The organism is Pseudomonas sp. PS01300, assembly GCF_029960155.1.
In the GTDB taxonomy this organism is placed as follows: Bacteria; Pseudomonadota; Gammaproteobacteria; order Pseudomonadales; family Pseudomonadaceae; genus Aquipseudomonas; species Aquipseudomonas palmensis.
The window spans coordinates 38,525-62,481 of record NZ_JASCPN010000001.1; the positions used below are offsets into that span (position 1 = coordinate 38,525).

Annotated in this window: 21 protein-coding genes; 10 read left to right on the forward strand and 11 right to left on the reverse strand. The window is 64.7% G+C overall.

All coding sequences use genetic code 11. The features are described 5' to 3' along the window. Positions 1-151: 151 nt before the first annotated feature. Entirely contained in the window at positions 152-4,063 is a 3,912-nt protein-coding gene (hrpA, locus tag QMX96_RS00160; RefSeq protein WP_054914945.1) for an ATP-dependent RNA helicase HrpA, read from the reverse strand. Positions 4,064-4,506: 443 nt separating this feature from the next. Here hrpA and QMX96_RS00165 point away from each other — a divergent pair, with 443 nt between their 5' ends. Together QMX96_RS00165 and QMX96_RS00170 are read left to right on the forward strand one after the other, a co-directional pair. After that, the gene (locus tag QMX96_RS00165) at positions 4,507-5,871 is read left to right on the forward strand and encodes a glutamine synthetase family protein (RefSeq protein WP_058541534.1); all 1,365 of its coding nucleotides are present in this window, start codon (positions 4,507-4,509) and stop codon (positions 5,869-5,871) included. Between the two features lie 27 nt (positions 5,872-5,898). Then, a complete protein-coding gene (locus tag QMX96_RS00170; protein WP_054914947.1) occupies positions 5,899-7,206 on the forward strand; it encodes an FAD-binding oxidoreductase in 1,308 nt (435 codons plus the stop codon). Between the two features lie 90 nt (positions 7,207-7,296). Here the strand turns inward: QMX96_RS00170 and fadD1 are convergent, their stop codons facing one another. Together fadD1 and fadD2 are read right to left on the reverse strand one after the other, a co-directional pair. Then, on the reverse strand, positions 7,297-8,994 hold the full coding sequence (gene fadD1 / locus QMX96_RS00175) for a long-chain-fatty-acid--CoA ligase FadD1 (protein ID WP_043864162.1): 1,698 nt from the start codon (positions 8,992-8,994) through the stop codon (positions 7,297-7,299). Between the two features lie 283 nt (positions 8,995-9,277). Continuing rightward, positions 9,278-10,966 carry a long-chain-fatty-acid--CoA ligase FadD2 gene (fadD2, locus tag QMX96_RS00180; protein ID WP_058541533.1) on the reverse strand — a complete coding sequence of 563 codons (1,689 nt, stop codon included), beginning with the start codon at positions 10,964-10,966 and terminating at the stop codon, positions 9,278-9,280. A gap of 201 nt (positions 10,967-11,167) precedes the next feature. Between fadD2 and QMX96_RS00185 the strand changes: the two genes are divergently transcribed. Genes QMX96_RS00185 through QMX96_RS00195 form a run of 3 tightly spaced genes read left to right on the forward strand, consistent with a single transcriptional unit; the run spans position 11,168 to position 13,414 of the window. Then, positions 11,168-12,112, forward strand: coding sequence for an alpha/beta hydrolase (locus QMX96_RS00185; RefSeq protein WP_054914948.1), 945 nt, complete (start codon positions 11,168-11,170; stop codon positions 12,110-12,112). 42 nt (positions 12,113-12,154) lie between these two features. Beyond that, entirely contained in the window at positions 12,155-12,625 is a 471-nt protein-coding gene (locus QMX96_RS00190) for a MaoC family dehydratase (protein WP_043864165.1), read from the forward strand. 9 nt (positions 12,626-12,634) lie between these two features. Next, on the forward strand, positions 12,635-13,414 hold the full coding sequence (locus QMX96_RS00195) for an AraC family transcriptional regulator (protein ID WP_282360365.1): 780 nt from the start codon (positions 12,635-12,637) through the stop codon (positions 13,412-13,414). Positions 13,415-13,607: 193 nt separating this feature from the next. Here QMX96_RS00195 and QMX96_RS00200 read toward each other — a convergent pair whose 3' ends face one another. From QMX96_RS00200 to QMX96_RS00215, 4 genes are all read right to left on the reverse strand, one after another. Further along, entirely contained in the window at positions 13,608-14,267 is a 660-nt protein-coding gene (locus tag QMX96_RS00200) for a LysE family translocator (RefSeq protein WP_043864167.1), read from the reverse strand. A gap of 82 nt (positions 14,268-14,349) precedes the next feature. After that, positions 14,350-14,682, reverse strand: a complete 333-nt coding sequence (locus QMX96_RS00205; RefSeq protein WP_043864168.1) for a type II toxin-antitoxin system HicB family antitoxin — start codon at positions 14,680-14,682, stop codon at positions 14,350-14,352. Next, positions 14,679-14,933, reverse strand: a complete 255-nt coding sequence (locus QMX96_RS00210; RefSeq protein WP_081315179.1) for a type II toxin-antitoxin system HicA family toxin — start codon at positions 14,931-14,933, stop codon at positions 14,679-14,681. Before QMX96_RS00210 ends, QMX96_RS00205 begins: the two co-directional genes overlap by 4 nt. Before the next feature lie 56 nt (positions 14,934-14,989). Beyond that, positions 14,990-15,946 (reverse strand): threonine dehydratase, encoded by a 957-nt coding sequence (locus QMX96_RS00215; protein WP_043864169.1) that lies wholly within the window; start codon positions 15,944-15,946, stop codon positions 14,990-14,992. 88 nt (positions 15,947-16,034) lie between these two features. Between QMX96_RS00215 and QMX96_RS00220 the strand changes: the two genes are divergently transcribed. From QMX96_RS00220 to ada, 3 genes are all read left to right on the forward strand, one after another. Then, complete coding sequence (locus tag QMX96_RS00220; protein ID WP_100634633.1) at positions 16,035-17,360, forward strand: PLP-dependent aminotransferase family protein; 1,326 nt, start codon at positions 16,035-16,037, stop codon at positions 17,358-17,360. A gap of 152 nt (positions 17,361-17,512) precedes the next feature. Next, positions 17,513-18,136, forward strand: coding sequence for a DNA-3-methyladenine glycosylase (locus QMX96_RS00225; protein ID WP_282360377.1), 624 nt, complete (start codon positions 17,513-17,515; stop codon positions 18,134-18,136). 93 nt (positions 18,137-18,229) lie between these two features. Further along, entirely contained in the window at positions 18,230-19,300 is a 1,071-nt protein-coding gene (ada, locus tag QMX96_RS00230; RefSeq protein WP_282360379.1) for a bifunctional DNA-binding transcriptional regulator/O6-methylguanine-DNA methyltransferase Ada, read from the forward strand. Positions 19,301-19,303: 3 nt separating this feature from the next. Here ada and QMX96_RS00235 read toward each other — a convergent pair whose 3' ends face one another. Next, positions 19,304-19,561, reverse strand: a complete 258-nt coding sequence (locus QMX96_RS00235; RefSeq protein ID WP_043864173.1) for a DUF2790 domain-containing protein — start codon at positions 19,559-19,561, stop codon at positions 19,304-19,306. A gap of 282 nt (positions 19,562-19,843) precedes the next feature. Between QMX96_RS00235 and QMX96_RS00240 the strand changes: the two genes are divergently transcribed. After that, on the forward strand, positions 19,844-20,296 hold the full coding sequence (locus QMX96_RS00240; RefSeq protein ID WP_054914953.1) for a GNAT family N-acetyltransferase: 453 nt from the start codon (positions 19,844-19,846) through the stop codon (positions 20,294-20,296). Here the strand turns inward: QMX96_RS00240 and def are convergent. The 3 genes from def to QMX96_RS00255 all read right to left on the reverse strand — a co-directional run bounded on the left by def (position 20,248) and on the right by QMX96_RS00255 (position 22,118). Next, a complete protein-coding gene (gene def / locus QMX96_RS00245) occupies positions 20,248-20,787 on the reverse strand; it encodes a peptide deformylase (RefSeq protein WP_123753001.1) in 540 nt (179 codons plus the stop codon). The genes QMX96_RS00240 and def overlap by 49 nt on opposite strands. Next, complete coding sequence (locus QMX96_RS00250; protein WP_043864176.1) at positions 20,777-21,760, reverse strand: YihY/virulence factor BrkB family protein; 984 nt, start codon at positions 21,758-21,760, stop codon at positions 20,777-20,779. Before QMX96_RS00250 ends, def begins: the two co-directional genes overlap by 11 nt. A gap of 166 nt (positions 21,761-21,926) precedes the next feature. After that, positions 21,927-22,118 (reverse strand): CsbD family protein, encoded by a 192-nt coding sequence (locus tag QMX96_RS00255; RefSeq protein WP_043864177.1) that lies wholly within the window; start codon positions 22,116-22,118, stop codon positions 21,927-21,929. A 242-nt stretch (positions 22,119-22,360) separates the two neighbouring features. Here QMX96_RS00255 and QMX96_RS00260 point away from each other — a divergent pair, with 242 nt between their 5' ends. Beyond that, positions 22,361-23,845 (forward strand): right-handed parallel beta-helix repeat-containing protein, encoded by a 1,485-nt coding sequence (locus QMX96_RS00260; RefSeq protein WP_282360387.1) that lies wholly within the window; start codon positions 22,361-22,363, stop codon positions 23,843-23,845. Positions 23,846-23,957: the final 112 nt, after the last annotated feature.

Genomic DNA, 23,957 nt, shown 5'->3' on the forward strand with positions numbered 1-23,957 from the left:
TGTTCTGTCGGTCAAATGGCACGAAAGTACCAATTAATACAGGCAATGCACCCGGCAAGCGGGGCAGTACGCTATGCTGCATTCTGTAGCTACCGTGGCAGGTACCTGACACGGTAGCGAAGTTCGCCAAGTGTGCCACAAGTTCCGGGGATTAGGCTTCCACCAGACTCCATTGCTTGGCCAGGCGCTTGTCGGAAATCGGTACCTTGGTACCCAACTGCTGGGCAAACAGCGACACGCGGTATTCCTCGATCCACCAGCGGTACAGCACCAGTTGCTCGTCGCGCTTGCCCTCCTGGGCATGCTTGTCGGCACGCGCCTTGTACTGTGCCCACAGACCGCTCAGCTCGCCGCTCCACACGCGGTCCTTCTGCACCTGCGAACCGAGTTTTTCCAGACGCAGCTCCACTGCCTTGAGGTAGCGCGGCAGTTCCTTGAGCCAGATGCCCGGGGTTTCCCGCACAAAACCCGGGTACACCAGGTTGGCCAGTTGCTGCTTGATGTCGTTGAGCGCCACGGCCTGGGCCAGGTCGATCTTGCCCTTGAAGCGCTTCTGCAGACCGTGCCAGAGCTTGAGTATCTCGAGGGTCAGGCGGGCCAGGCGCTCGGCGTGATCGGCCCAGTGGCCGCGCTTGCGTTCGGCCAGCGAAGCAAGCCCGGCACCGTCGCGCGGCAGGCTGCTCTCGCCGTCGAGGATGCAGGTATCCAGGCTGGCCAGCAGGATGTCCTCGACCAGCGCATCGACACGCCCCAGCTCGCGGTACAGCAGGCCCAGTTCGGTCAGCCCCGGCAGCTTGCCGCGCAGGAACTTCGCCGGCTCGGCCAGTTGCTGCAGCAGCAGCCGCTGCAAGGCTCGGCGGTGCTGGAACTCGGCTTCGGCCTGGGTCGAGAAGCGCCCTTCCTTGACCGTACCGCCCTCTTCCACCAGCGCCGGGTACACCGTCATAGACAGCCCGGCGATCTTCTGCTGGGCGGTCTGGGCCACCTCGGCAAACACCTTGGCTTGCACCGGCTGCTGGGCCTTGGCCGATTGCGGCACGGCCAGCGCGGCCTGGCTGGCAGCAACGAAGCGCGCCGTCAGCTCGGTCAGGTCGCGGCCTTCACCCAGGAACTTGCCCTGGGCATCGACCACTTCGATGTTCATGCGCAAATGGCCTTCCACCTGCGCAGCCGCCTCGGCCCAGGCCTCGTCGCTGACCCGCGCACCGGTCATGCGCAGCAGTTCGCGGCCCAGCGCCTGGGGCAGCGAGCCGTCGGCGAAGGTCATGCGCTGCAAGGCGGCCTTGACGAAGTCGGGCACCGGCACGAAGTTCTTGCGCAAGGCCTTGGGCAGGTTGCGTACCAGCGCAATGCACTTGGCTTCCAGCAACCCCGGCACCAGCCATTCCAGGCGCTCGCCCGGCAGGCTGGGCAGCAGCGGCGCCGGCACCCTCACGGTAACGCCGTCGCGGGGGTGGTTGGGTTCGAAGTGGTAGCTCAGCGCCAGGCTCAGGTCGCCGATGCGCAGGGTGTCGGGGTACTGCGTGGCGGTGACTTCACTGGCCTCGCGGGCCAGCACGTCCTCTTCGCGCATGATCAGCAACTGCGGGTCTTTCTGGCTGGTGACGCGGTACCAGCTGTCGAAGGTCGCGGTCTGGTGGATCTCGGCCGGCAGGCGCGCCTCGTAGTAGGCGTACAGGGTCTCTTCATCAGCCAGGATGTCGCGCCGGCGGGCCTTGGCCTCCAGCTCGTCGAGCTGCTCGAGCAGGCGCGTGTTGGCCGCCAGGCACTTGGCCCGCGACTGGATCTCACCGCCCACCAGGGCCTGACGTATAAACAGCTCGCGCGAGGCCTGCGGGTCGATCGGCCCGTAGTGCACCGGGCGCCGGCCGACCACGATCATGCCGTACAGCGTGACCTGCTCGAAGGCCACCACCTGGCCGCGCTTCTTCTCCCAGTGCGGTTCGAAGTGGTTCTTCTTGATCAGGTGCCCGGCCAGCGGCTCGATCCAGTCCGGCTCGATCTTGGCCACCATGCGCGCATACAGCTTGGTGGTCTCGACCAGTTCGGCGGTCATCAGCCATTGCGGGCGTTTCTTGCCCAGGCCCGAGGACGGGTGTACCCAGAACCGCCGCTGGCGTGCGCCCAGGTAGTCGCCGTCCTCGGTCTTCTGGCCGATCTGGCTGAGCAGCCCGGACAGAATCGCCTTGTGCAGGCGCGGGTAGTCGGCTGGCTCCTTGTTGATGCTCAACTGCAGGTCGCGGCAGATCAGGCTCAGTTGCCGGTGTGCATCGCGCCATTCGCGCAGACGCAGGTAATTCAGGAAATTCTTGCGGCACCAGTTGCGCAGCGGGCTGGCCGTCAGGGCCTGGCGCTGTTCTTCGAAGCCGCGCCACAGGTTGACCAGCGCGGCGAAGTCCGAGTCGCTGTCCTTCCACTGCGCATGGGCCTGGTCGGCAGCCTGCTGGCGCTCGGGCGGACGCTCGCGGGGGTCCTGCACCGACAGTGCACTGGCCACGATCAGCAACTCCTGCAGGCTGCCCTGCTTGGCGCCTTCGAGCAGCATGCGGCCCAGACGCGGGTCCACCGGCAGGCGCGCCAGCTGGCGGCCCAGCGGGGTCAGCTGGTTCTCGCGATTGACTGCCGAGAGTTCCTGCAGCAGGTTGAAGCCGTCGCTGATGGCCTTGCCATCCGGCGGCTCGATGAACGGGAAGGCGTCGATCTCGCCCAGGCGCAGGTGCAGCATCTGCAGGATCACCGCAGCCAGGTTGGTGCGCAGGATCTCGGGGTCGGTAAAGGCGGGCCGACCATTGAAGTCGTCCTCGCTGTACAGGCGCACGCAGATGCCCGGTTCGACCCGCCCGCAACGGCCCTTGCGCTGGTTGGCACTGGCCTGGGACACCGCCTCGATGGGCAGGCGCTGCACCTTGGCACGGTAGCTGTAGCGGCTGATGCGCGCCGTGCCGCTGTCGATCACGTAGCGGATGCCCGGTACGGTCAGCGAGGTTTCCGCAACGTTGGTGGCCAGCACCACGCGCCGCCCCGGATGGGACTGGAAGATCTTCTGCTGCTCGGCCGGCGACAGCCGTGCATACAGCGGCAGGATTTCGGTGTGGCGTAGCTGTGCCTTGCGCAGCATCTCGGCGGCATCGCGAATTTCGCGCTCGCCGGGCAGGAACACCAGCACGTCGCCCGGGCCCTTGCCGATGCTGCGCTCATGGGCGGCAATCTCGTCGAGGGTGGCCAGGATCGCCTGGTCGACGGTCAGATCGTCCTCGACGCGGTTGCCCTCCTCGTCCTGCTCGCTGGTCAGCGGCCGGTACCAGGTCTCGACCGGGTAGGTACGCCCGGACACCTCGATGATCGGCGCATCGTTGAAGTGCCTGGAAAAGCGCTCCAGGTCGATGGTCGCGGAGGTGATGATGACCTTGAGGTCGGGGCGCCGCGGCAGCAGGGTCTTGAGGTAGCCGAGCAGGAAGTCGATGTTCAGGCTGCGTTCGTGGGCTTCGTCGACGATGATCGTGTCGTAGCGTTCCAGAAAGCGGTCGTGCTGGGTTTCGGCCAGCAGGATGCCGTCGGTCATCAGCTTGACCAGGGTGTTGGCATCGCTCTGGTCTTCGAAGCGCACCTGGTAGCCGACCAGCGCGCCCAGCGGCGTACCCAGCTCTTCGGCCACGCGGGTGGCCACGCTGCGCGCGGCAATCCGGCGCGGCTGGGTGTGGGCGATCTGGCCATGCTGGCCGCGGCCCAGTTCCAGGCAGATCTTGGGCAACTGGGTGGTCTTGCCCGAGCCGGTTTCGCCCGCGATGATCAGCACCTGGTGGGCGGCCAGCACCTTCTTGATTTCGTCACGCTTGGCCGCGATCGGCAGGCTGTCGTCGTAGTGGATGCGCGGCACGCTGGCCTTGCGCGCGGCGACCTGATCGCAGGAGGCCTGTACCCGGGCGGCCCACTGGGCCAGCTTGGCCTCGTCGGGGCGCTTGCGCAGGTCATGCAGTTGCCGACGCAGGCGATGGCGCTCGGCGATCATGGCGTGGTCAAGGTTTTTCAGCAGTTGCTCGATGGCGGCGTTCTGGTCAGTCATGACGTCTTTTTAATAATGCAGGTGAGCCTGCTTTCACATGATCGGCGTAGTTTGGTCGGGGATTGTCGCAGATTTGCCCTGCCACGGCACGGTTCGCCATGCAGGGCCATTGTTTAGCCATTGATTAACTGAAGGTATACAAAGGCCGATTTAATGAACCTTCCCACGCGTGGGAGTATCCGTGCATGACTTTGCCAGCGTGTACGCCCCGCCCCCTGATGCGCCCTTCGTTCCCGAAGGTGCGGGCGCGCCCCGGTGAAAATCCGCTGTTCAATAGCATCCTCGCGTTCTGGGCCTTGTGGCATTGCCGCCATGCCCGCCCACCAGATACCGCCCTCGCACCCCACTGATACCGCTGGCCCGGTTGCGGCCACCCTGTCGACCGATCGACGTGCCCACTGGCGCGCGATCCTGTACGCCGCCACGGCGTAAGCGAGTGCACCATGCAGTTTGCCCCTGTTTCCGAGGCCGAGGATTTCCTGGCCGCCAACCCCGATATCGAGATGATCGAGCTGTTCATCCTCGACGCCAACGGCGTGCCCCGCGGCAAGCTGCTGCACCGCGAGGAACTGCTGGCCGTGTATGAAAGCGGGCGGCCGCTGCCCAGCACCATCCTCGGCCTGACCCTCAACGGCGACGATGTGGAGAACTCGGGGCTGGTGTGGGACGTGGGCGATATCGACTGCCGCGCATACCCGCTGGCCGGCAGCCTGGTGCGCATGCCGTGGCGGCAGATCCCCACGGCGGCAGTGCAGGTGAGCATGCACCCCAGCGAAGGCCTGCCGGCCACCGTCGCCGATCCACGCCAACTGCTGGCCAAGGTGATCGACGCGCTCAAGGCCGATGGCTATGAGCCGGTAATGGCTTGCGAGCTGGAGTTCTACCTGCTCGACCAGAAGCGCGATCACCTGGGCCACCCGCAACCGGCACTGGATACCGACGGCGGTCGCCCCCGCGCCACCCAGGTATACGGCCTGCGCGAGCTGGAGCAGATCGAACCGTTTCTGGCCGACCTGTACAGCGCCTGCAAGGCCCAGGGCATCCCTGCGCGTACCGCGATTTCCGAATACGCCCCCGGCCAGGTGGAGATCACCCTGGAGCACGGCGACGCCTTGCTGGCCATGGACCAGGCGGTGCGCTACAAGCGCCTGGTCAAGGGCGTGGCACACAAGCACGGCATGCAGGCCTGCTTCATGGCCAAGCCGTTCGAGCACCTGGCCGGCACCGGCATGCACATGCACGTGAGCCTGGCCGACGCCGCCGGCCACAACCTGTACGCCAGCGAAGACAAGGCCGGCACGCCCCTGCTGCGCCAGTCGGTGGGCGGCATGTTGGCCATGCTGCTCGACTCGCTGCTGCTGTTCTGCCCCAACGCCAACTCCTATCGCCGCTTCCAGGCCAACAGCTATGCACCGCTGGCGCCGACCTGGGGTGTGGACAACCGTACCGTGAGCCTGCGCGTGCCCGGCGGGCCGGCCAATACCCGACATATCGAACACCGCATCTGCGGCGCCGATGCCAACCCGTACCTGGCAGCCGCAGCCATTCTGGCCAGCATCCACCATGGCATCCGCCAGCAACTGGACCCCGGCGCCCCGGTGCAGGGCAACGGCTACGCCCAGGCCAAGACGCTGCTGCCCACCGACTGGCTGACCTCGCTGACCGCGCTGGAGCGCTCCAGCTGGGCGCGCGAAGCGTTCGGCGAGGCCTTCCTCGGGGTGTACCTGGCGGTCAAGCGCGCCGAGTACCGCCAGTTCATGGCCGAGGTCGGCGAGCAGGACTGGCGCTGGTACCTGACCCAGGCCTGAGCCCCCTATTCTTCAAGGAACACACCCATGAATGCAGCCCTCAACCACGGCACCGCCCAGCGCAGCGCCTCCTACTACACCGCCAGCCTGAACGACACCACCCAGTACCCGACCCTGCAGGGCACGGTCGAGGTCGACGTGGTGATCATCGGTGGCGGCTTCACCGGCGTGGCCAGCGCGGTGGAACTGGCCGAGCGCGGCCTGAAGGTGGCCATCGTCGAAACCAACCGTATCGGCTGGGGCGCCAGCGGGCGCAACGGCGGCCAGGTCACCGGCAGCCTGTCGGGTGACGAGGCCATGCGCAAACAGATGCGCAAGCGCCTGGGCGATGACGTGGACGATTTCATCTGGCAACTGCGCTTTCGCGGCCACGACATCATCCAGCAACGGGTCGAACGCTACGCCATCGACTGCGACCTCAAGCACGGCCACCTGCACGCGGCCATGAAGCCTGCGCACATGACCGAACTGCAGGCCTTCGCCGACGAAGCCCAGCGGCGCGGCATGGGCGAGCAGGTGCAGATGCTCGACCGCGAGGCTGTGCGCCAGCACCTGGACAGCCCGTTGTACCTGGGCGCGCTGAAGAACCTGCGCAACCTGCACCTGCACCCGCTCAACCTGTGCCTGGGCGAGGCGCGGGCGGCGCACCAGCTGGGGGCGCTGATCTTCGAGAACTCCGAAGTGCTGGAGATCGTGCATGGCGACAAACCTGCGGTGGTCACGGCCAAGGGCCGGGTCAACGCACGCCAGGTGATGCTGGCCGGCGACGTGTACCACAAGCTGGAAAAGCCCCAGCTCAAGGGCAAGATCTTCCCGGCCATGGGCGGCATCGTGACCACCACGCCACTGGGCGAGCTGGCCCGCAAGCTAAACCCGCAGGACCTGGCGGTGTACGACTGCCGCTTCGTGCTCGACTATTACCGCATGACCGCAGACGGGCGCCTGCTGTTCGGTGGCGGGGCCAATTATTCGGGACGTGATTCGCGGGATATCGCGGGGGAGCTGCGCCCGTGCATCGAGGCAACCTTTCCGGCGCTCAAGGGCGTGCCGATCGAGTTCCAGTGGAGCTGCGCGATGGGCATCGTGGTCAACCGCATTCCGCAGTTGGGCAAGCTGTCGGACAACGTGTGGTACTGCCAGGGGTATTCGGGGCATGGCATTGCCACCAGCCACATCATGGGCGAGATCATGGCCGAAGCGATCACCGGCACATTGAGCCGATTCGATACCTTTGCCGGCTGCAGCCACATCAAGGTGCCGATGGGCGATGTGCTGGGCAATCCATTGCTGGCGGCGGGGATGTGGTACTACCAGATGCTTGAGAAGCTGCGTTGAAAACATCGCGGGTCAAGCCCGCTCCCACAGGGATCACTACTGTCCTTGTGGGAGCGGGCTTGACCCGCGATGAGGCCCGAAGGTTAAACCTCAGGCGATCTTCTTGAGGCCCAGCTTCTTCAACTCCTCATCGCGCAACTCGCGCCGCAGGATCTTGCCCACGTTGGTGGTCGGCAAGGCATCGCGGAACTCGATCAGGCGCGGCACCTTGTACGCCGTGACATTGGCGCGCATGTGCTCCATCACCTGGTCCTTGGTCAGGGTCACACCCGGCCGCGCCACGATGAAGATCTTGATCAGTTCGCCCGATTTCTCGTCCGGCACGCCAATGGCGGCGCACTGCAACACGCCCGGCAGGGTCGCCAGCACGTCTTCGAGTTCGTTCGGGTAAACGTTGAAGCCAGACACCAGAATCATGTCCTTCTTGCGGTCGACGATGCGCATGTAGCCATCGGTCTGGATCACCGCGATATCACCGGTCTTGAGCCAGCCGTCGGCATCCAGGATCTCGGTGGTCGCCTCTTCGCGCTGCCAGTAGCCCTTCATCACCTGCGGGCCCTTGATGCACAGCTCGCCGATCTCGCCCAGCGCCAGCTCCTTGCCATTGTCGTCGATCACCTTGCACAGGGTCGACGGCAGCGGAATGCCGATGGTACCGATCTGGTTGTGCTCGGCCGGGTTGACCGCCGCCACCGGGCTGGTCTCGGTCATGCCGTAGCCTTCGCAGATGGAGCAACCGGTGACGCTCTTCCAGCGCTCGGCCACCGCCACCTGCAGGGCCATGCCGCCCGACAGGGTGAGCTTGAGCCCCGAGAAGTCCATCTTGCGGAAGGTCTCGTTGTTGCACAGGGCCACGAACAGGGTGTTCAGGCCGACGAAGCCGGTGAACTTCCACTTGGACAGTTCCTTGACCATCGCCGGCAGGTCGCGCGGGTTGCTGATCAGGATGTTGTGGCTGCCGATCAGCATCATCGCCATGCAATGGAAGGTGAAGGCATAGATGTGGTACAGCGGCAGCGGCGTGATCAGGACCTCGCAGCCCTCGCCCAGGTTCGAGCCCATCAGCGCACGGCATTGCAGCATGTTGGCCACCAGGTTGCGGTGGGTCAGCATCGCACCCTTGGCCACACCCGTGGTGCCACCGGTGTACTGCAGCACGGCGACATCGCCGCTGTCGGGGCTGACTTCGTTGACCGCCTTGCCCTGCCCCTTGGCCAGCGCATCGTTGAACTTGACGGCCTTGGGCAGGTGGTAGGCCGGCACCATCTTTTTCACGTACTTGATCACACTATTGATCAGCAGACGCTTGAGCGGTGGCAGCAGGTCGGCCACTTCGGTGACAATGATGTGCTTGACCTGGGTCTTGGGAACGACCTTTTCGGCCAGGTGGGCCATGTTGGCCAGGCACACCAGCGCCTTGGCACCGGAATCGTTGAACTGGTGTTCCAGCTCCCGCGCGGTGTACAGCGGGTTGGTGTTGACCACGATGAGCCCGGCGCGCATCGCACCGAAGACGGCCACGGGGTATTGCAATACGTTTGGCAGTTGTACCGCGATGCGGTCACCGGGCTGCAGGTCGGTATGCTGCTGCAGGTAGGCGGCAAACGCCCCCGACAGCTCATACAGCTCGCCATAGGTGAGGGTCTTGCCCAGATTGCTGAACGCCGGCTTGTCGGCGAAACGCTGGCAGGACTGCTTCAATACCGCTTGAATGTTCGGATACTCATCAGGATTGATTTGCGAGGCAACCCCGGCTGGGTACTTATCCTTCCAAAAGTGTTCGATCATGGAAGCCCACTCCTCCAGCAACAGCGAAATCTTCTCCGCAGTCGACGCGATTATTATTGATATGTGATGACGGATTGCTACAAACCGAAGCATCAGAAGCGCGCCGAGAGTAGCAGCTTTGCCAGAGGGCGCCTAGAGCCAAAGTGGGCCGCAAAGTCACATAAATGACTAACGAATACCCAGTAGTCATTTTTAGAGTAAAGGGTCTATTCAGCAAAAGCTTCGCCGGCAAGGCCGGCTCCTACACGGCAAAGTAGGAGCCGGCCTTGCCGGCGAATGGCTTTCAGGCGATATCGCGCAATTCCCGGCGCAGGATCTTGCCCACCGGGGTCATCGGCAGCGAATCGCGCAGCACGATCTGCTTGGGCACCTTGTAGCCGGTGAAGTTGGCCTTGCAGTAGGCCTTGAGCTCCTCGACGCTCACGCCGCCATCGCGTGGCACCACGAACAGTTTCACCGCCTCGCCGGAACGCTCGTCCGGCACTCCGATGGCCGCGCAGTTGGCCACCTTGGGGTGCGCCATCACCACGTCCTCGATCTCGTTGGGGTACACGTTGAAGCCCGACACGATGATCATGTCCTTCTTGCGGTCGACGATGCGCGTGAAGCCGTCCGGGTCGATCACTGCAATATCGCCGGTCTTGAGCCAGCCCTGCGCATCGAGCACCTCGGCGGTGGCGTCCGGACGCTGCCAGTAGCCCTTCATCACCTGCGGCCCCTTGATGCACAGCTCACCGCGCTCGCCCAGGGCCAGCTCGTTGCCGTCATCATCGATCACCTTGTACGCCGTATCGGGCAGCGGTATGCCGACCGTACCCAGGCGCGCCTGCTGGCCGTAGGGGTTGGTGCTGGCCACCGGCGAGGTTTCGGTCAGGCCATAGCCTTCGACGATGCGACACCCCGTGATGCTCTCCCAGCGCTCGGCAGTGGCCTTGACCAGCGCCGTGCCGCCGGAGTTGGTGACCTTCAGCGAGGAGAAATCCAGGTGCTTGAAATCCGGATTTTCCATCAGTGCCACGAACAGCGTGTTCAGGCCCAGCAATGCCGAGAAGCGCCACTTTTTCAGCTCTTTGACAAAGCCCGGTATGTCGCGCGGGTTGGTGATCAGCACGTTGTGATTGCCGGTGACCATCATGCACATGCAGTTCGCGGTGAAGGCATAGATGTGATACAGCGGCAGCGGCGCGATCATCACCTCCTGGCCTTCCTTGATCATCCTCTGCCCGTCCGGCCCCAGCTGCGAAAAGCACGCCAGCACCTGCAGCATGTTGGCCACCAGGTTGCCGTGGGTGAGCATCGCGCCCTTGGGCAGGCCGGTGGTGCCGCCGGTGTACTGCAGCACCGCCACGTCATCGAGCGTCACCTGCACCGGCTTGAGCGCATGGCCACGGCCCTGGCGCATCACCTGCCGGAACGGCACCGCCTGGGGCAGGTGATACGCCGGCACCATCTTCTTGACCCGCGCCACAACGGTGTTCACCAGCCAGCCCTTGGCCAGCGGCAGCAGGTCGCCCATCTTCGCCTCGATCAGCACCTCGATGCCGGTATCGGGCAGCACCTCCTGCACCAGCTTGCCGAACATGTTCAGGTACACCAGGGCACGGGCGCCGGAGTCCTTGAACTGGTGGCGCATCTCGCGCGCGGTGTACAGCGGGTTGGTGTTGACCACGATCAGCCCGGCGCGCATCGCGCCGAACACGGCAATCGGGTACTGCAGCACGTTGGGCATCTGCACCGCGATGCGATCACCCGGCACCAGGTCGGTGTGCTGTTGCAGGTAGCCGGCAAAGGCCGCGGACTGGCGATCCAGATCGGCGTAGGTCAGGGTGACGCCCAGGTTGGTGAACGCCGGGCGGTCGGCGAAGCGCTTGCAGGAGCGCTCGAACACCTCCAGCACCGACTTGTAGACAGTCAGGTCGATATGTGAGGGCACGCCCGCGGGGCGCTTGTCATTCCAGAAGTCAGCTTGCATTTATTCTTGTCCTCATTCCTGAGCCTGTGGGCTGCCTGCATGCAGAAAATCGCATCGTGTGCCGACGTTAGCAGTTAAGCCGCAGGGGGCAAACATGCCAAGACCTGTCATTAACATTCTGAATCTTGTTGCCATCATCCGTTCAATTACACAAATGGGCTATACACTTGCAGGATCAGCCACTTGCGCAAGGGAACCGCCATGAACCACGACGTGTTCTGGCTGCCGGCCAGCAACCATTGCAGCCTGCATGTGTATCAATGGCTGCCCGCCGCGCCGATCCGGGCCGTGGTGCTGCTGGCCCATGGCATGGCCGAGCATGCCGGGCGCTACCAGCGCCTCGGGCAGGCACTGAGCGCTGCCGGCTTCGCGCTGTATGCCCACGACCAGCGCGGCCACGGGCGCACCGCCGAACACGGCACCCTGGGGCTGTTCGCAAGCCACCAGGGCTGGGACAGCGTGGTCAACGACCTGGCCAGCCTGGCCCAGCACATCGGCCAGCAGCACCCGGGCGCCCCGCTGTTCCTGTTCGGCCACAGCATGGGCAGCTACATCGTCCAGGCCTACCTGCTGCACCACAGCGCCAGCCTGCAGGGGGCGGTGCTCAGCGGCTCCAACTTCCAGCCACCGGCGCTGTACCGCGCGGCCTGCGTGATCGCCCGCCTCGAAGCCTGGCGCCAGGGCCCGCTGGGACGCAGCGCCCTGATCGACTGGCTGTCGTTCGGTTCGTTCAACAAGGCGTTCAAGCCCAACCGCACGGCCTTCGACTGGCTCAGCCGCGACAGCGCCGAGGTCGACGCCTACGTGGCCGACCCGCTGTGCGGGTTTCGCTGCACCAACCGCCTGTGGGTCGACCTGCTGATGGGCCTGGAACACATCAGCCAGCCGCGGCACCTGGCACAGATCGATCCCAACCTGCCGATCCTGGTGATGGGCGGCGAATGTGATCCGGTGAGCGCCGGCAAGCGTCTGAAGGATCTGGTCGGCGCCCTGCGCCTTGCCGGCAATCAGCGCGTGCAATTGCAGCTCTACCCGCAGGCACGCCATGAACTGCTCAACGAAACCAACCGTGACGAGGTGACGGCGGCGCTCATCGCCTGGCTCGAGCAGGCGCTGACCCAGGGTCGCCCGGCCCGCAGCGAGTGATACAGTACGCACCTTGTCCGAACCTTGAAGGAAACAGCCTGCATGACCCAGGTCACCAACACGCCTTACGAAGCCCTCGAAGTGGGCCAGACCGCCAGCTTCAGCAAGACGGTCGAAGAACGCGACATCCAGCTGTTCGCCGCGATGTCCGGTGACCACAACCCGGTGCACCTGGATGCCGAATTCGCGGCCAGGAGCATGTTCAAGGAACGCATTGCCCACGGCATGTTCAGCGGCGCGCTGATCAGTGCCGCAGTGGCCTGCGAACTGCCCGGCCCCGGCACCATCTACCTGGGCCAGCAGATGAGCTTCCAGAAGCCGGTGAAGATCGGCGACACCCTGACCGTGCGCCTGGAAATCCTCGAGAAGCTGCCCAAGTTCCGCGTGCGCATTGCCACCCGCGTGTTCAACCAGCACGACGAACTGGTGGTGGACGGCGAAGCCGAGATCCTCGCCCCGCGCAAGCAGCAGAGCGTCGACCTGGTGAGCCCGCCGCCGATCACCATCGGCTGATAGCGGCCCATGGCGCTGGTTACCGAGCACCTGCAGGCGGGCGGCCTGGTCGAGGCCTACTGGGTCAGGGCCAGCGCCGCCAGCTTTCCGCGTCATGCCCATGACGAGTATGTGCTGGGCGTTAACCTGAGCGGTTGCGAGCAGATCTGGCTGGACGGACGTGAGCTGCAGGCGGCGCCGGGTCAGGTGACCCTGTACAACCCGCTGGCGGTGCAGGCCTCCACCTTCGACCCGGCAGGCGTGGAGTACATCAGCCTGCACCTGGCACCCGAGGCGGTAGCCCGGTTGGTCAGCCAGAACAACCTGAACAGCCCGCTGTTCGAGCAAGGCGTGTTCGACCAGCCTGCGCTGTGCCAGGCGATCGTGGCCTTCGCCCGTGCGCCGGCACACTCCGGCCATCAGGAGGAAGCCTTGTTGGCCCTGCTGGCGCAATGGCTGGAGCAGTCGCCCGGCAGGCCCGGCGAATACAGCCACGCATTGGCCCAGGCGCTGCAGTTCATGCGCCAGCACCTGGGGCACAAGCTTGAGCTGGACGAGCTTGCGCAGGTGGTCGGGTTGAGCAAGTACCACTTCGTGCGCAGCTTCAAGAAGGCCACAGGGCTGGCACCGCTGCAGTACCACATGCAACTGCGCCTGATCGAGGCACGCCGTTGCCTGCGCGCCGGCCTGCACCCGCTGGACGTGGCCCAGCTTCTGGGCTTCTACGACCAGAGCCATTTCATCAACAGTTTTCGCCGGGTAATGGGCGCCACGCCCCATCATTACTGGCAGGCGTTCAAGCCTTCATAAGCAAAAGAGCTGCTGGCGCAGCCCTGACCGGTCAATGCGGCAAAAAGCCTGCCGTCCCGTCCTTGGAACGTTTTGCCGTGCGTTTTTCCTTGGCGGTTTTGGCGGGTTTCTTCTTGACCGATTTTTTCGCATCCAGACCTTTCATGACAGGCCCTCCGCTGAGCGCGACACCTGCTTGCCGGTGACCGACTGATTATAGACCCGCCCCGGCGACCGGCGCGGCGAGGATGAATTCGCGGTAGCCCGATACGATCACGTACACCGCGAAATAGCAGAAGATGCCCGCCGAGGCCAGGTACGACCAGGTCAGCAGCCGGTCGCCCAGCAGGCGCCCGCCGTGGCTGGCCAAGGTGCACAGCGACGCGCACCACAGCAGCCCGGCAATGAAGAACCCGCTGAGAAACAACCCGGCCTCGAGCATGCCGCCTGCGCCGGAGCGCGAGATCAGCACCCCGCCGACCGCGGCAAACCACAGGATCGCGCTGGGCGAAGACATGGCCAGAAAGATGCCGCGCAGAAACTCGCGCCAGGGCGATTCGCGCACCATCTGCTGGCTGGTGTCCATATGCGCATTGCCGCGCCAGGCGGCCAGCAGCATCTTCAGTGCAAACCACACCAGCAAAAGCGAACCGCCCACCCACAACACCCAGCGCACGCTGGTGAACTGCAGCAGCACGGTCATGCCGAGCAATGCCGCCACGGCATAGATCAGATCCCCCACACAGGTGCCCAGCCCCAGCCAGAAGCCCTGCAGAAAACCGCGCTGCATGGCCAGGGTGATCATGGCGATATTGGCCACGCCGATATCCAGGCACAACGACAGGCTGAGAAGAAATCCGTTGGAAAATGGCATGAACGCTCGACTACCGACGATGAAGGGCAGGCGCCATTAGACTCAGTGAGGGAGGGTGGTGTATTGGAAGAAATTGCCGTACTCAGGCCCGCGCGGCCCGCTCGAAGACCTCATCGGCCCATTGATTGAGACTCTTGCCTGCAGCCTGCGCCGCGATGCTGGCAGCGGCGTGCACCTCTGGCCGGATACGCAGCATCACCTTGCCAGAAGCCGGTTTCTCGGGAGCGATGCCCTGTTCAGCACAATCGGCCAGGTAGTCTTCAAGCGCCAGGCTAAACGCTTCATGCAGCGCACTCACGGAGCTTGCGTGAAAACTGATGATGTCTCGAACCCCGAGTACCCGCCCGACGAAGATATCGTCGCGTGCGTCGTATTCGACACGGGCCGAATAGCCCTTGTAAGTCATGCTGCTCATACCTGAACTCCTGCCCGCGAGAGAAATTCACGAGCTTCTTCAACCTGATATCGCTTGGCCTCTTTGCCTGGGTGCGGGCGGTGGCAGCGCCACTGCTGATCGCCCAGCACCAGCTTGAGCCTTGAGCCCTCACGCTCGATGACCCGCCCCCCAAGATGGAGAACCAGCGCTTCAATATCGGAGAAGACCACAGAAGAAAGGGTCGGTATCCGAAAAATGGCATCGAGGGTCTTTCGATATCGATTGTTCATCGGAAAATGCTATCAAAATAAGATAGCATTTTTCCAAAGGAGTCATTCAGGATCTTTCAGTGACCCGCCAGCACCTGCGCATACCGCTCCCGGTCGATATTGGCGCCACTGAGCACCACTGCCACCTTGCGCCCCTGCTGGCGCTCGCGCTCCTGCAACAACGCCGCCAGCCCCGCCGCACCGGCGCCTTCGGCGGTGTTGTGCGTGTCTTCGTGGAAGATGCGCATGGCGTTGGCGATTTCAGGGTCGCTGACGCGCACCACCCGCGCCGCGCCCTGGCGGATGATCTCGAACGCCTCGGGCAAGGGCATACGGCATGCCATGCCGTCGGCGAAGGTGTTGGCGGTTTCGGTGGTGACGATGCGGTTCTGCTCGAAACTCGAGGCAAAGGCATCGGCCTCGGTGGACACCACCCCGACGATCTCGGTGTGCAGCCCCAGCAGGTCACGGGTACGAATCAGCCCGCAGATGCCCGAGCCCATGCCGATCGGCACGTACACGCAGTCCAGCGCCGGTACGGCCTCGAACAGCTCCAGCGCGTAGGTGGCCACGCCGCGGATCAGGTCCGGGTGGAACGGCGGCACGCTTTCATAGCCGTGCACCTGCGCCAGTCGCGCCGCCTCGGCCCGTGCCAGGTCGAAATCGGCGCCATGCTCCACCAACTGCGCACCCAGCGCGCGCATGGCGGCATTCTTTTCTCGCGAGTTGCCCTCGGGCACCACGATGATGATCGGCAACCCGGCACTGCGCGCCGCCAGCGCCAGGCTCTGCCCGTGGTTGCCACGGGTGGCGGTGACCAGCCCGCGCACCGTGGGTGAGCGCGCCAGCAGCGCCTGCACGTACAGCAGCCCGCCGCGAACCTTGAAGGCACCGGTGGGCGCGTGATTCTCGTGCTTGACCCACACCTGGCAGCCCACGCGTTCGGCCAGGCGCGGCCAGGCGTACTGGGGCGTGGCAGGAACGCGGGTGTGTACCAGGCGGGCAGCGTCGCGCAGGGCGGACAGGTCGAACATGAGGCACCTCGATGGCCAGGGGAATTGACCTGATCCTAGTCGCGCCGCATTGTATGGGTGAATCCTTATATTGCATGGCCAACAATAAATGTGGACCCCCACCCTAGGCGACACCTCCCTGCCCCGCTACCTCGAACTGGTCGAGGCGATTGCGCGGGCGATCGAAAGCGGCGAGCTGAAAGTGGGCGAGCGCCTGCCGCCGCAGCGGCGCCTGGCCTGGAACCTGGGCCTGAACCCCAGCACCACCCAGCAGGCGTACCGCGAGGCAGCGGCCCGGCACCTGGTGTCCGGGGAGGTAGGGCGAGGCACCTACGTGCTGGCGGGCAGCAAGGAAGCCACGCTGTTCCGCCTCAAGCAACCCGGCCAGCAAGCGACGCAGATCGACCTGTCGACCAATGTGCCGGTGGCCGACGACAGCAACCCCGACCTGGCGCATGCCTTGCGCCATCTGCTGGAACAAGGCCCTGCCGGCCAGCTCGAGCATTACCTGGGTGCCGAACAGTTGCTGCGCGGGCGCCTTCAGGGCGCCGCCTGGCTGCGCCGGCGCGGCCTGCAACTGGACGAGCGCCAGGTGCTGCTGTGCGGCGGTGCCCAGCTGGGGTTGTTCAACGTGCTGCTTTCGCTGTGCCAGCCAGGAGACGCCGTGATGGTCGAGGCCTTGACCGCACCCGGTATCAAGGCGGCCTGTCGACAGTTGCGCCTGCCGTTGCACGAGGTTGCGCTGGACGGCCAGGGCATCCTGCCCGACGACCTGGACCGTGTCGCACGGGCCACCGGCGCGCGGGTCGTGGTGCTGACGCCGACCCTGCAGAACCCCACCGGCGCCTGCATGGGCGCTGCGCGCCAGGCCGCCATTGCCGCAGTGATCGAGCGCCATGCCCTGACCTTGATCGAGGATGATGTCTACGGTGCCCTGGCCGATACCCCGGCGCTGCTGGCACAGGTGGGCGGGCGCGGCGTGCTGGTCACCAGCCTGTCGAAGAGCGTCGCGGCCGGTTTGCGCCTGGGCTGGATCGTCGGCAGCGCCGAGTTGCTGGCGCGCATCGACCCGCATGCCCAGGCAACACACTGGCCGGTGTCGCCGCTGGACCTGGAGATCGCCTGCCGCTGGATCGATGACGGCACCGCGGCGCGACGCGTGGCTTGGCAGCGTGAAGAAGTGGGTCAGCGCTGGCGGATGGCCAGGCGGATACTGGGCAAGGCATTGGTGGGGGATGTGCCTTCGCCGCATGTCTGGGTCAACGGTGTGCACGCTGCAGCGTGCCGTGATGCCGGCGTGGCAGTGGTGCCAGCCGAGGTGTTCGCGGTGCGCCAGGGCGACCGGGCAGCGGTGCGCATCAGCCTGTCGGCGGCGCAGAGCCGGGCGCAGTTGAAGCAGGCGCTGGAAAGGGTGGCGGAAGTGGTTTCAGGGTGAGCGGGCCGCCCCTTCGCCGACAAGGCCGGCTCCTGCAGTGAACGCGGTACCGGTGCCGGCGAAGAGGCCCTCCAATTCAATCGCAACATCCGGAGTGAAACCCCAGTCACCTTTTCTACACTGAACCTGCTCCCTTACCCACGGAAACCGGCATGAACCCGCTGTTCTACACCCAGGCCTGCGCCCACCTGACCAGCCTCGACCCGATCTGGGCCGCGCATATCGAGCGCATCGGCCCATGCCTGCACCAAACGCTGCCCACCCGCGACCCGTATCAGGCGCTGGTCAGGTCGATTGCCTACCAGCAATTGCACACCAGGGCCGCCGAAGCGATCCTGCGGCGGTTCCTGGCGCTGTACCCCGGGCAGGCCTTCCCCAGCCCCGAGCAACTGCTGGCCACCGCGCCCGAGCAACTGCGTGCCTGCGGGTTTTCCGCGAGCAAGCTGGCCACTATCCAGGGCATCGCCCAGGCTCGCCTCGACGGCCTGGTACCCGACCATGAGCTGGCCCGCCGTCTCGACGAAACCAGCCTGATCGAGCGCCTGACGCAACTGCGCGGGGTTGGACGCTGGACCGTGGAGATGTTGCTGATCTACACCCTTGAACACATGGACACCCTGCCCGCCGATGACTTCGGCGTGCGCGAAGGCTACCGTCGCCTGTTCGCCCTGCCCGCCCAGCCCACGCGCAAACAGATGCTGGAACTGGGCGCCCCGTGGAGCCCGTATCGCACCGTGGCCGCCTGGTACCTGTGGCGCGTACCCGCCACCGGCTGAAATCCGGGCGAATTCCACCGCAAGACCCGGAGTGCCGCCCCGCACGGCACCACCTACCCTCACCACATTGCCCTCAGCCAAGAGCCACACGCCATGCCCCGCATACCTTCGATCGATGTCAACGACCCACGCTGGCAAGCCGTGCTGGCCCGCGACGCCGCGGCGGATGATGATTTCGTCTATGGGGTTCGCACCACCGGGGTCTACTGCCGCGCCTCCAGCCCGTCACGGTTGCCGCGCCCGGAGAACGTCGAGTTCTTCGACACTGCCGCCCAGGCCGAGGCCGCCGGCTATCGCCCCAGCCGACACTACGCCGCCGACCCGCGCCAACTGGCCGAGCAGCATGCCACCCAGGTCACCCGGGCCTGCCAACTGATCGAAACGGCCGAGGTCGAGCCCAGCCTCAAGCAAGTGGCCGCCCATGTCGGCATGAGCCCGTATCACTTCCACCGGGTGTTCAAGGCCGCGACCGGCCTCACCCCCAAGGCCTACGCCAATGCCAGACGCGCGCACAAGGTACGCCGGCAGCTTGAGCAGCCGGGCTCGATCACCGACGCCCTGTACAAGGCTGGCTACAACTCCAACAGCCGTTTCTACGAAGACAGCAACGCCCGGCTGGGCATGACCCCGGCCGCCTATCGCGCGGGCGGCGCCAATGCCTCGATCCGCTTTGCCATTGCCCAGTGCTCACTCGGCGCGCTGTTGGTGGCCCAAAGCGAGCGCGGGGTGTGCGCCATCCTGCTCGGCGACGACCCCGAGGCGTTGCTGCACGACCTGCAGGACAAGTTTCCCAAGGCCGAACTGATTGGCGCCGACGCCGAATTCGAGCAGTGGGTGGCCAAGGTGGTGGGGTTCATAGAAGCGCCCGCCCTGGGCCTGGACCTGCCACTGGACCTGCGCGGCACGGCCTTCCAGGAGCGGGTGTGGCAGGCGTTGCGCAGCATCCCGGCAGGCAGCACCGCCAGCTACGCCGAGATCGCCCAGCGCATTGGCGCGCCCAGGGCAGTCAGGGCGGTGGCCCAGGCGTGCGCCGCCAACAGCCTGGCGGTGGCAGTGCCCTGTCATCGGGTCGTACGCAGTGATGGCAACCTGTCCGGCTACCGCTGGGGCGTGGAGCGCAAGCAGGCGCTCCTGGCCCGGGAACAACAGCCCAGTGACCTGTAATGATCAGCCCTGGCTGCAGCCATCGCCCATGGCGCGGTACTCGATGGTGTGGCGCTGGCCCTGATGGTCTTCATAGGTCATGGTGGCCGGCACCACTTCGCAGACATTGGGCAGGGTCGAGAGGCTGATCACCCGGGCGATGTCCAGGTTGGTCGAATAGTCATATTGCTCGACCACCGGCTGCGCAGCAGCGGTCTTGACCTCGTCCGCCAAGGCGAACGAAGAGACACCCACCAATACAAGTGCAAGTAAGGTTTTCATGGTATTAGGCCTGCAAAGCAATCAAACGAAGTGTTTGACTTCATCAGCCGAGTTGGCGCGGAGAAGTTGTCATATCAACGAATGGACATAACACGAAGTACCGATCCCGTTACGCTTCTAGTTGCTGGGATGGGTCAAGTTTATAAGGTTGCGAAGGTGGTTGAAGCCCGAAGCCAGACATTCACTGTTACCGCCTCGGTAACAATAACAGCACGACAAGCCCTCGACAGCCTACCCAAGCCCGTGTAAAAGCCCGTGCCAGAGCCCTTGCTGGAAACCGCCGTGAGTGAAATACGCTACAGCCTGCTAAGCGCTGCCGAGCGCCCTTTGCTGAACAAATTCTATCGCGCCGAAGGTACGGCCATGCGTGCCAGTGCCAAGGGCGAGGCCTGGGTGGCGCGTGCGGGTGAGCTTGTCGCCGCAGTGAACATGAGCGCGGTAACCGAGGGGTTCTGGCTGACCGGCTTGCTGGTGGCACCCGCCTGGCGCGGCCGGCGCATTGCACGACAACTGATCGAGCATGCCTGCGCCGGCAAGCCGGGCACGGTGTGGCTGTTCTGCCACCCGGACCTGCTGGCCTTCTACCAGCCACTGGGGTTCAGCCCTGCCGGCGCACTGCCGCTGCAGCTCAATGAGCGCCTGGCGCGCTATCAGCGCAGCAAATCGTTGATCGCGTTGGCGCGGGATCAGTCGTCGCTGGCCGGGTCCAGCCCCGGGAACAGCACCTCGGTATAACCGAACTTGCTGAAGTCATGAATGCGCGAGGGGTACAGGCGACCGATCAGGTGATCGCATTCGTGCTGCACCACCCGCGCATGAAAACCCTCTGCCGAGCGCTCGATGGGCTGGCCCTGCGGGTCGACCCCGCTGTAGCGAATGTGCCGGTAGCGGCTGACCACGCCGCGCAGGCCGGGCACCGACAGGCAGCCCTCCCAGCCATCCTCGACCTCGGTGCCCACCGGGGTGATCACCGGGTTGAGCAGAATGGTCTGCGGCACGGGCTCGGCATCCGGGTAGCGCTCGCTACGCTCGAAGCCGAAGATCACCAGTTGCAGGTCGACCCCGATCTGCGGCGCCGCCAGCCCCACGCCGCCCACGTGCTGCATGGTGTCGAACATGTCGGCAATCAGCTGCTCCAGCTCGGCAGTGCCGAACAGGCGGGCCGGTACGGGCGGTGCAACGCGCAACAGGCGCTCGTCGCCCATCTTCAGGATTTCACGAATCATGCGGGGCTCGGCTCACGGGTTCAGGCGCGGAATCGGACGGGATGGAGTGATCGCGCCCCAGCCCGGAAACATGCTTTTTATCATGTTCCGGCGCATCGTCGTCGGGCATTTCCTTCTCGCCAGGGTCCTTGCCTTCGGCCGACATGTGCTCGATCACCGCATTCATCTCCGCCCCCAGCAGCAATACTGCGGCAGAAATATAGAAGTACAGCAACAGCACGATGATCGCACCGATGCTGCCGTACATCGCGTTGTAGTCGGCAAACGTCTTGACGTAGTAGCCAAACCCCAGCGACGCGATGATCCACACCACCACCGCCAGTACCGAGCCGGGGGTGATGAAGCGAAACTCCTGCTCCACATCGGGCATCACGTAATAGATCAATGCCACCGCCACCATCATCAGGATGATGATGGCCGGCCAGCGCAGGATGGTCCACAGCGTGACGATGAACTCCTGCATGCCTACCTGCGAGGCGATCCACTCCATCACCTGCGGGCCGAGCACCATCAAGGCGGCGGCGGCCAGCAGCATGCCGGCGATTCCGACGGTATACAGCACCGACAGCGGGATGCGCTTCCACACCGGGCGCCCTTCCACCACGTCATACGCGGCGTTCATCGCGCTCATCATCAGGCGCACGCCCGCCGACGCGGTCCACAGGGCGATCACGATACCTACCGAGAGCAGCCCGCCCTTGGATTGCTGCAACTGGTCGATCACCGGGTTGACCTGCTCCAGCGCCTGGGGCGGCAACACCAGTTCCGACTGCAGGCGCAGCCAGGTGAAGAAGTCGGGCAAATGCAGAAACCCGATCAGGGCGATCAGGAACAGCAGGAAGGGGAACAGCGAAAACAGCATCTGGTAGGCCAGGGCCGACGCATAGGTGGACATCTCGTCATCGAGAAACTCGCTTACCGTGCGCACCAGAACACGATGCAACGGCAGGCCGTGCAAGTTGGGGAAAATCATAGCGTCTCCTTTCGCCGCTCCACTGTCATAGGCAGTAATCCAAGCGTTGGGGGGTGTTTTACCTGACGTTAGTCTAGTAGACCACGTCTGTGAGGTTACGATTGATTGCCACAGACAGCAGAACGGCCACCCGAAGATGGCCGTTATCGGCTACACGCGCAGCCGGTCAGGGCTTTTTCACAGCATCCTTGACCGCATCCTTGGCCTTGCCCACTGCCTGCTGGGTTTCGCCCTTGACTTCCTGGGCCTTGCCCTCGGCGCGCAGTTTATCGTTATCGGTCACCTTGCCCACGCCTTGCTTGATGTTGCCTACCGCTTCGTTGGCCAAGCCTTTTGCTTTGTCCGAAGTGCTGCTCATGGCATTTCTCCTGAAGGGGAACAGATAGCTGTCAGTGTCGACAGTCAATGGACCCGCCCGCTTCTGCGAGAGTTTCAAATATTTTTGTGCGGTGTGGATTCCCACAATGGATAAACAGCGGGCGAATATCGCACCCAATCGTGCCTGGCCTGCGCCAGGGGCTGTCGGCTTTGCCTAGAATCGGGCACCAGCGCCCTGCAGCCCGGGCGCGATAAAAACAACAGACACAGTGATCACTACCCATGCGTATCTCCCCCTTGCTGGCAGCCCTGCTGCTGGCCGTACCTGCCCATGCCCTGCACGCAGCACCTGCCGTACAGCCCGCCGCCCTGACCACCCTGGTGGTCGATCGCTATGCCGACGACGAGCAGCCCGGCAGCCTGCGCTGGGCCATCGAGCGCAACAACCAGGCGCCCGGCACCTACCGGATCGAGATCCGCCCGGTCGGCCAGCCGCCCTACGTGATCAAGCCCGCTTCGGCCCTGCCGCCGATTCTCGGCCCGGTCAGCCTCGAAGGTGCGGCCTGGAAGCGCAGCGGCGAGTACATCGCCATCGACGGTTCGGCCTATATCGTCGGCAACGGCACGCGCGCATGCCCTGGCGCCGTGCCCGGACAGTTCGGCACCAATGTGCGCACCACCACCGGCCCGGGGCTGGTGATACGCGATACCCAGGGCGTGGAGATTTCGGGCCTGGATGTGCGTAATTTCTGCATCGGCATCCTGGTCAACCGCGCCAGCCACAACGTCATCCAGGACAACCGCATCACCGCCAACAAGGGTGGCGCCGGCATCATGCTGACCGGCGACGACGGCCAGGGCAATTCGACCGCCACCACCACGGTGAACAACAAGGTGCTGCGCAACCAGCTGGTGGACAACGGCGACGGCCTGGAGCTGACCCGCGGCGCGGCGTTCAACCTGGTGGCCGACAACCTGTTTCGCTCCACCCCGGCCAACGCGGAGCCCTCCCAGGGCATCGAGATCCTGTGGGGCAATGACAACACGGTGGTGCGCAACCGCTTCGAGGACTATTCCGACGGTCTGCAGATCAACTGGGGCCAGCGCAATTACCTGGGGGCCAACACCTTTACCGGCAACTCCATTGGCGTGAGCGTCAGCGGTGCGGGCAACATCCTCGATGGCAACCTGATCCACGGCAACCGCATCGGCGTGGCGCTGCGCCCGGAGCCGACCTCCACCAGCAACCGCCTGACCGCCAACCGCATCTGGAGCAACAGCCAGGATATCCGGCGCTGCGAAGCGGGCGGTTCGTGCGTGCCCGATCAGCGCACCGGTGCCATCGTGTTTTCGGTGCCGGCGCTGGAGCATGCGATCTATGTGGGCTCGCGTGGCATCGGTGTCGACCCGTCGGGCACCAACCGGGCGATCATCTGCACCGACAAGGCCGCACCGCAGGGTTGCCAGCCGGTACCCAATCACGATCAGGCGGCCCCGCTGCTCAAGGCAGTCAAAGGTGACCGCTTGCTGGGCCAGGTGAGTGGCGAGCCCGACAGCCTGTTGCGGGTGGAGGTGTTCGGCAATGCTGACTCAAAGGCCAGTGAAGCGGAGCAGTATCTGGGCGAAGTGATGGTGGCGACGGATGCCAGGGGTCAGGCGCAGTTCGAGTATGTATTGCCGCAAGCAGATGGGCTGCAGGCGTTCACCGCGACGGTCACCCGGTCCGACGGGGCCACCTCGGAGTTGAGCAAGGCGCTGGCGCGCTGAGGACCGCGGGGCGGCCATTCGTCGGCAGGGATTGTCTGCAAATGGTCGGCCCTGTCAGCAGGCCCCGCTTTAGTTTTCAGCGCAATCCCAGCACAATGGCCGACCTTTCAAG

Excerpts from the sequence above, each read along its gene's own strand:
- QMX96_RS00165 (WP_058541534.1), top strand. The coding sequence starts at position 4,507 with ATGCAGTTTGCCCCTGTTTCCGAGGCCGAGGATTTCCTGGCCGCCAAC.
- QMX96_RS00225 (WP_282360377.1), top strand. The coding sequence starts at position 17,513 with ATGAACCCGCTGTTCTACACCCAGGCCTGCGCCCACCTGACCAGCCTC.
- QMX96_RS00190 (WP_043864165.1), top strand. The coding sequence starts at position 12,155 with ATGACCCAGGTCACCAACACGCCTTACGAAGCCCTCGAAGTGGGCCAG.
- def (WP_123753001.1), bottom strand. The coding sequence starts at position 20,787 with ATGATTCGTGAAATCCTGAAGATGGGCGACGAGCGCCTGTTGCGCGTT.
- QMX96_RS00215 (WP_043864169.1), bottom strand. The coding sequence starts at position 15,946 with ATGTTCGACCTGTCCGCCCTGCGCGACGCTGCCCGCCTGGTACACACC.
- fadD2 (WP_058541533.1), bottom strand. The coding sequence starts at position 10,966 with ATGCAAGCTGACTTCTGGAATGACAAGCGCCCCGCGGGCGTGCCCTCA.
- fadD1 (WP_043864162.1), bottom strand. The coding sequence starts at position 8,994 with ATGATCGAACACTTTTGGAAGGATAAGTACCCAGCCGGGGTTGCCTCG.
- QMX96_RS00185 (WP_054914948.1), top strand. The coding sequence starts at position 11,168 with ATGAACCACGACGTGTTCTGGCTGCCGGCCAGCAACCATTGCAGCCTG.
- QMX96_RS00200 (WP_043864167.1), bottom strand. The coding sequence starts at position 14,267 with ATGCCATTTTCCAACGGATTTCTTCTCAGCCTGTCGTTGTGCCTGGAT.
- ada (WP_282360379.1), top strand. The coding sequence starts at position 18,230 with ATGCCCCGCATACCTTCGATCGATGTCAACGACCCACGCTGGCAAGCC.
- hrpA (WP_054914945.1), bottom strand. The coding sequence starts at position 4,063 with ATGACTGACCAGAACGCCGCCATCGAGCAACTGCTGAAAAACCTTGAC.
- QMX96_RS00170 (WP_054914947.1), top strand. The coding sequence starts at position 5,899 with ATGAATGCAGCCCTCAACCACGGCACCGCCCAGCGCAGCGCCTCCTAC.
- QMX96_RS00255 (WP_043864177.1), bottom strand. The coding sequence starts at position 22,118 with ATGAGCAGCACTTCGGACAAAGCAAAAGGCTTGGCCAACGAAGCGGTA.
- QMX96_RS00210 (WP_081315179.1), bottom strand. The coding sequence starts at position 14,933 with ATGAACAATCGATATCGAAAGACCCTCGATGCCATTTTTCGGATACCG.
- QMX96_RS00260 (WP_282360387.1), top strand. The coding sequence starts at position 22,361 with ATGCGTATCTCCCCCTTGCTGGCAGCCCTGCTGCTGGCCGTACCTGCC.
- QMX96_RS00195 (WP_282360365.1), top strand. The coding sequence starts at position 12,635 with ATGGCGCTGGTTACCGAGCACCTGCAGGCGGGCGGCCTGGTCGAGGCC.
- QMX96_RS00250 (WP_043864176.1), bottom strand. The coding sequence starts at position 21,760 with ATGATTTTCCCCAACTTGCACGGCCTGCCGTTGCATCGTGTTCTGGTG.
- QMX96_RS00205 (WP_043864168.1), bottom strand. The coding sequence starts at position 14,682 with ATGAGCAGCATGACTTACAAGGGCTATTCGGCCCGTGTCGAATACGAC.
- QMX96_RS00235 (WP_043864173.1), bottom strand. The coding sequence starts at position 19,561 with ATGAAAACCTTACTTGCACTTGTATTGGTGGGTGTCTCTTCGTTCGCC.
- QMX96_RS00220 (WP_100634633.1), top strand. The coding sequence starts at position 16,035 with ATGTGGACCCCCACCCTAGGCGACACCTCCCTGCCCCGCTACCTCGAA.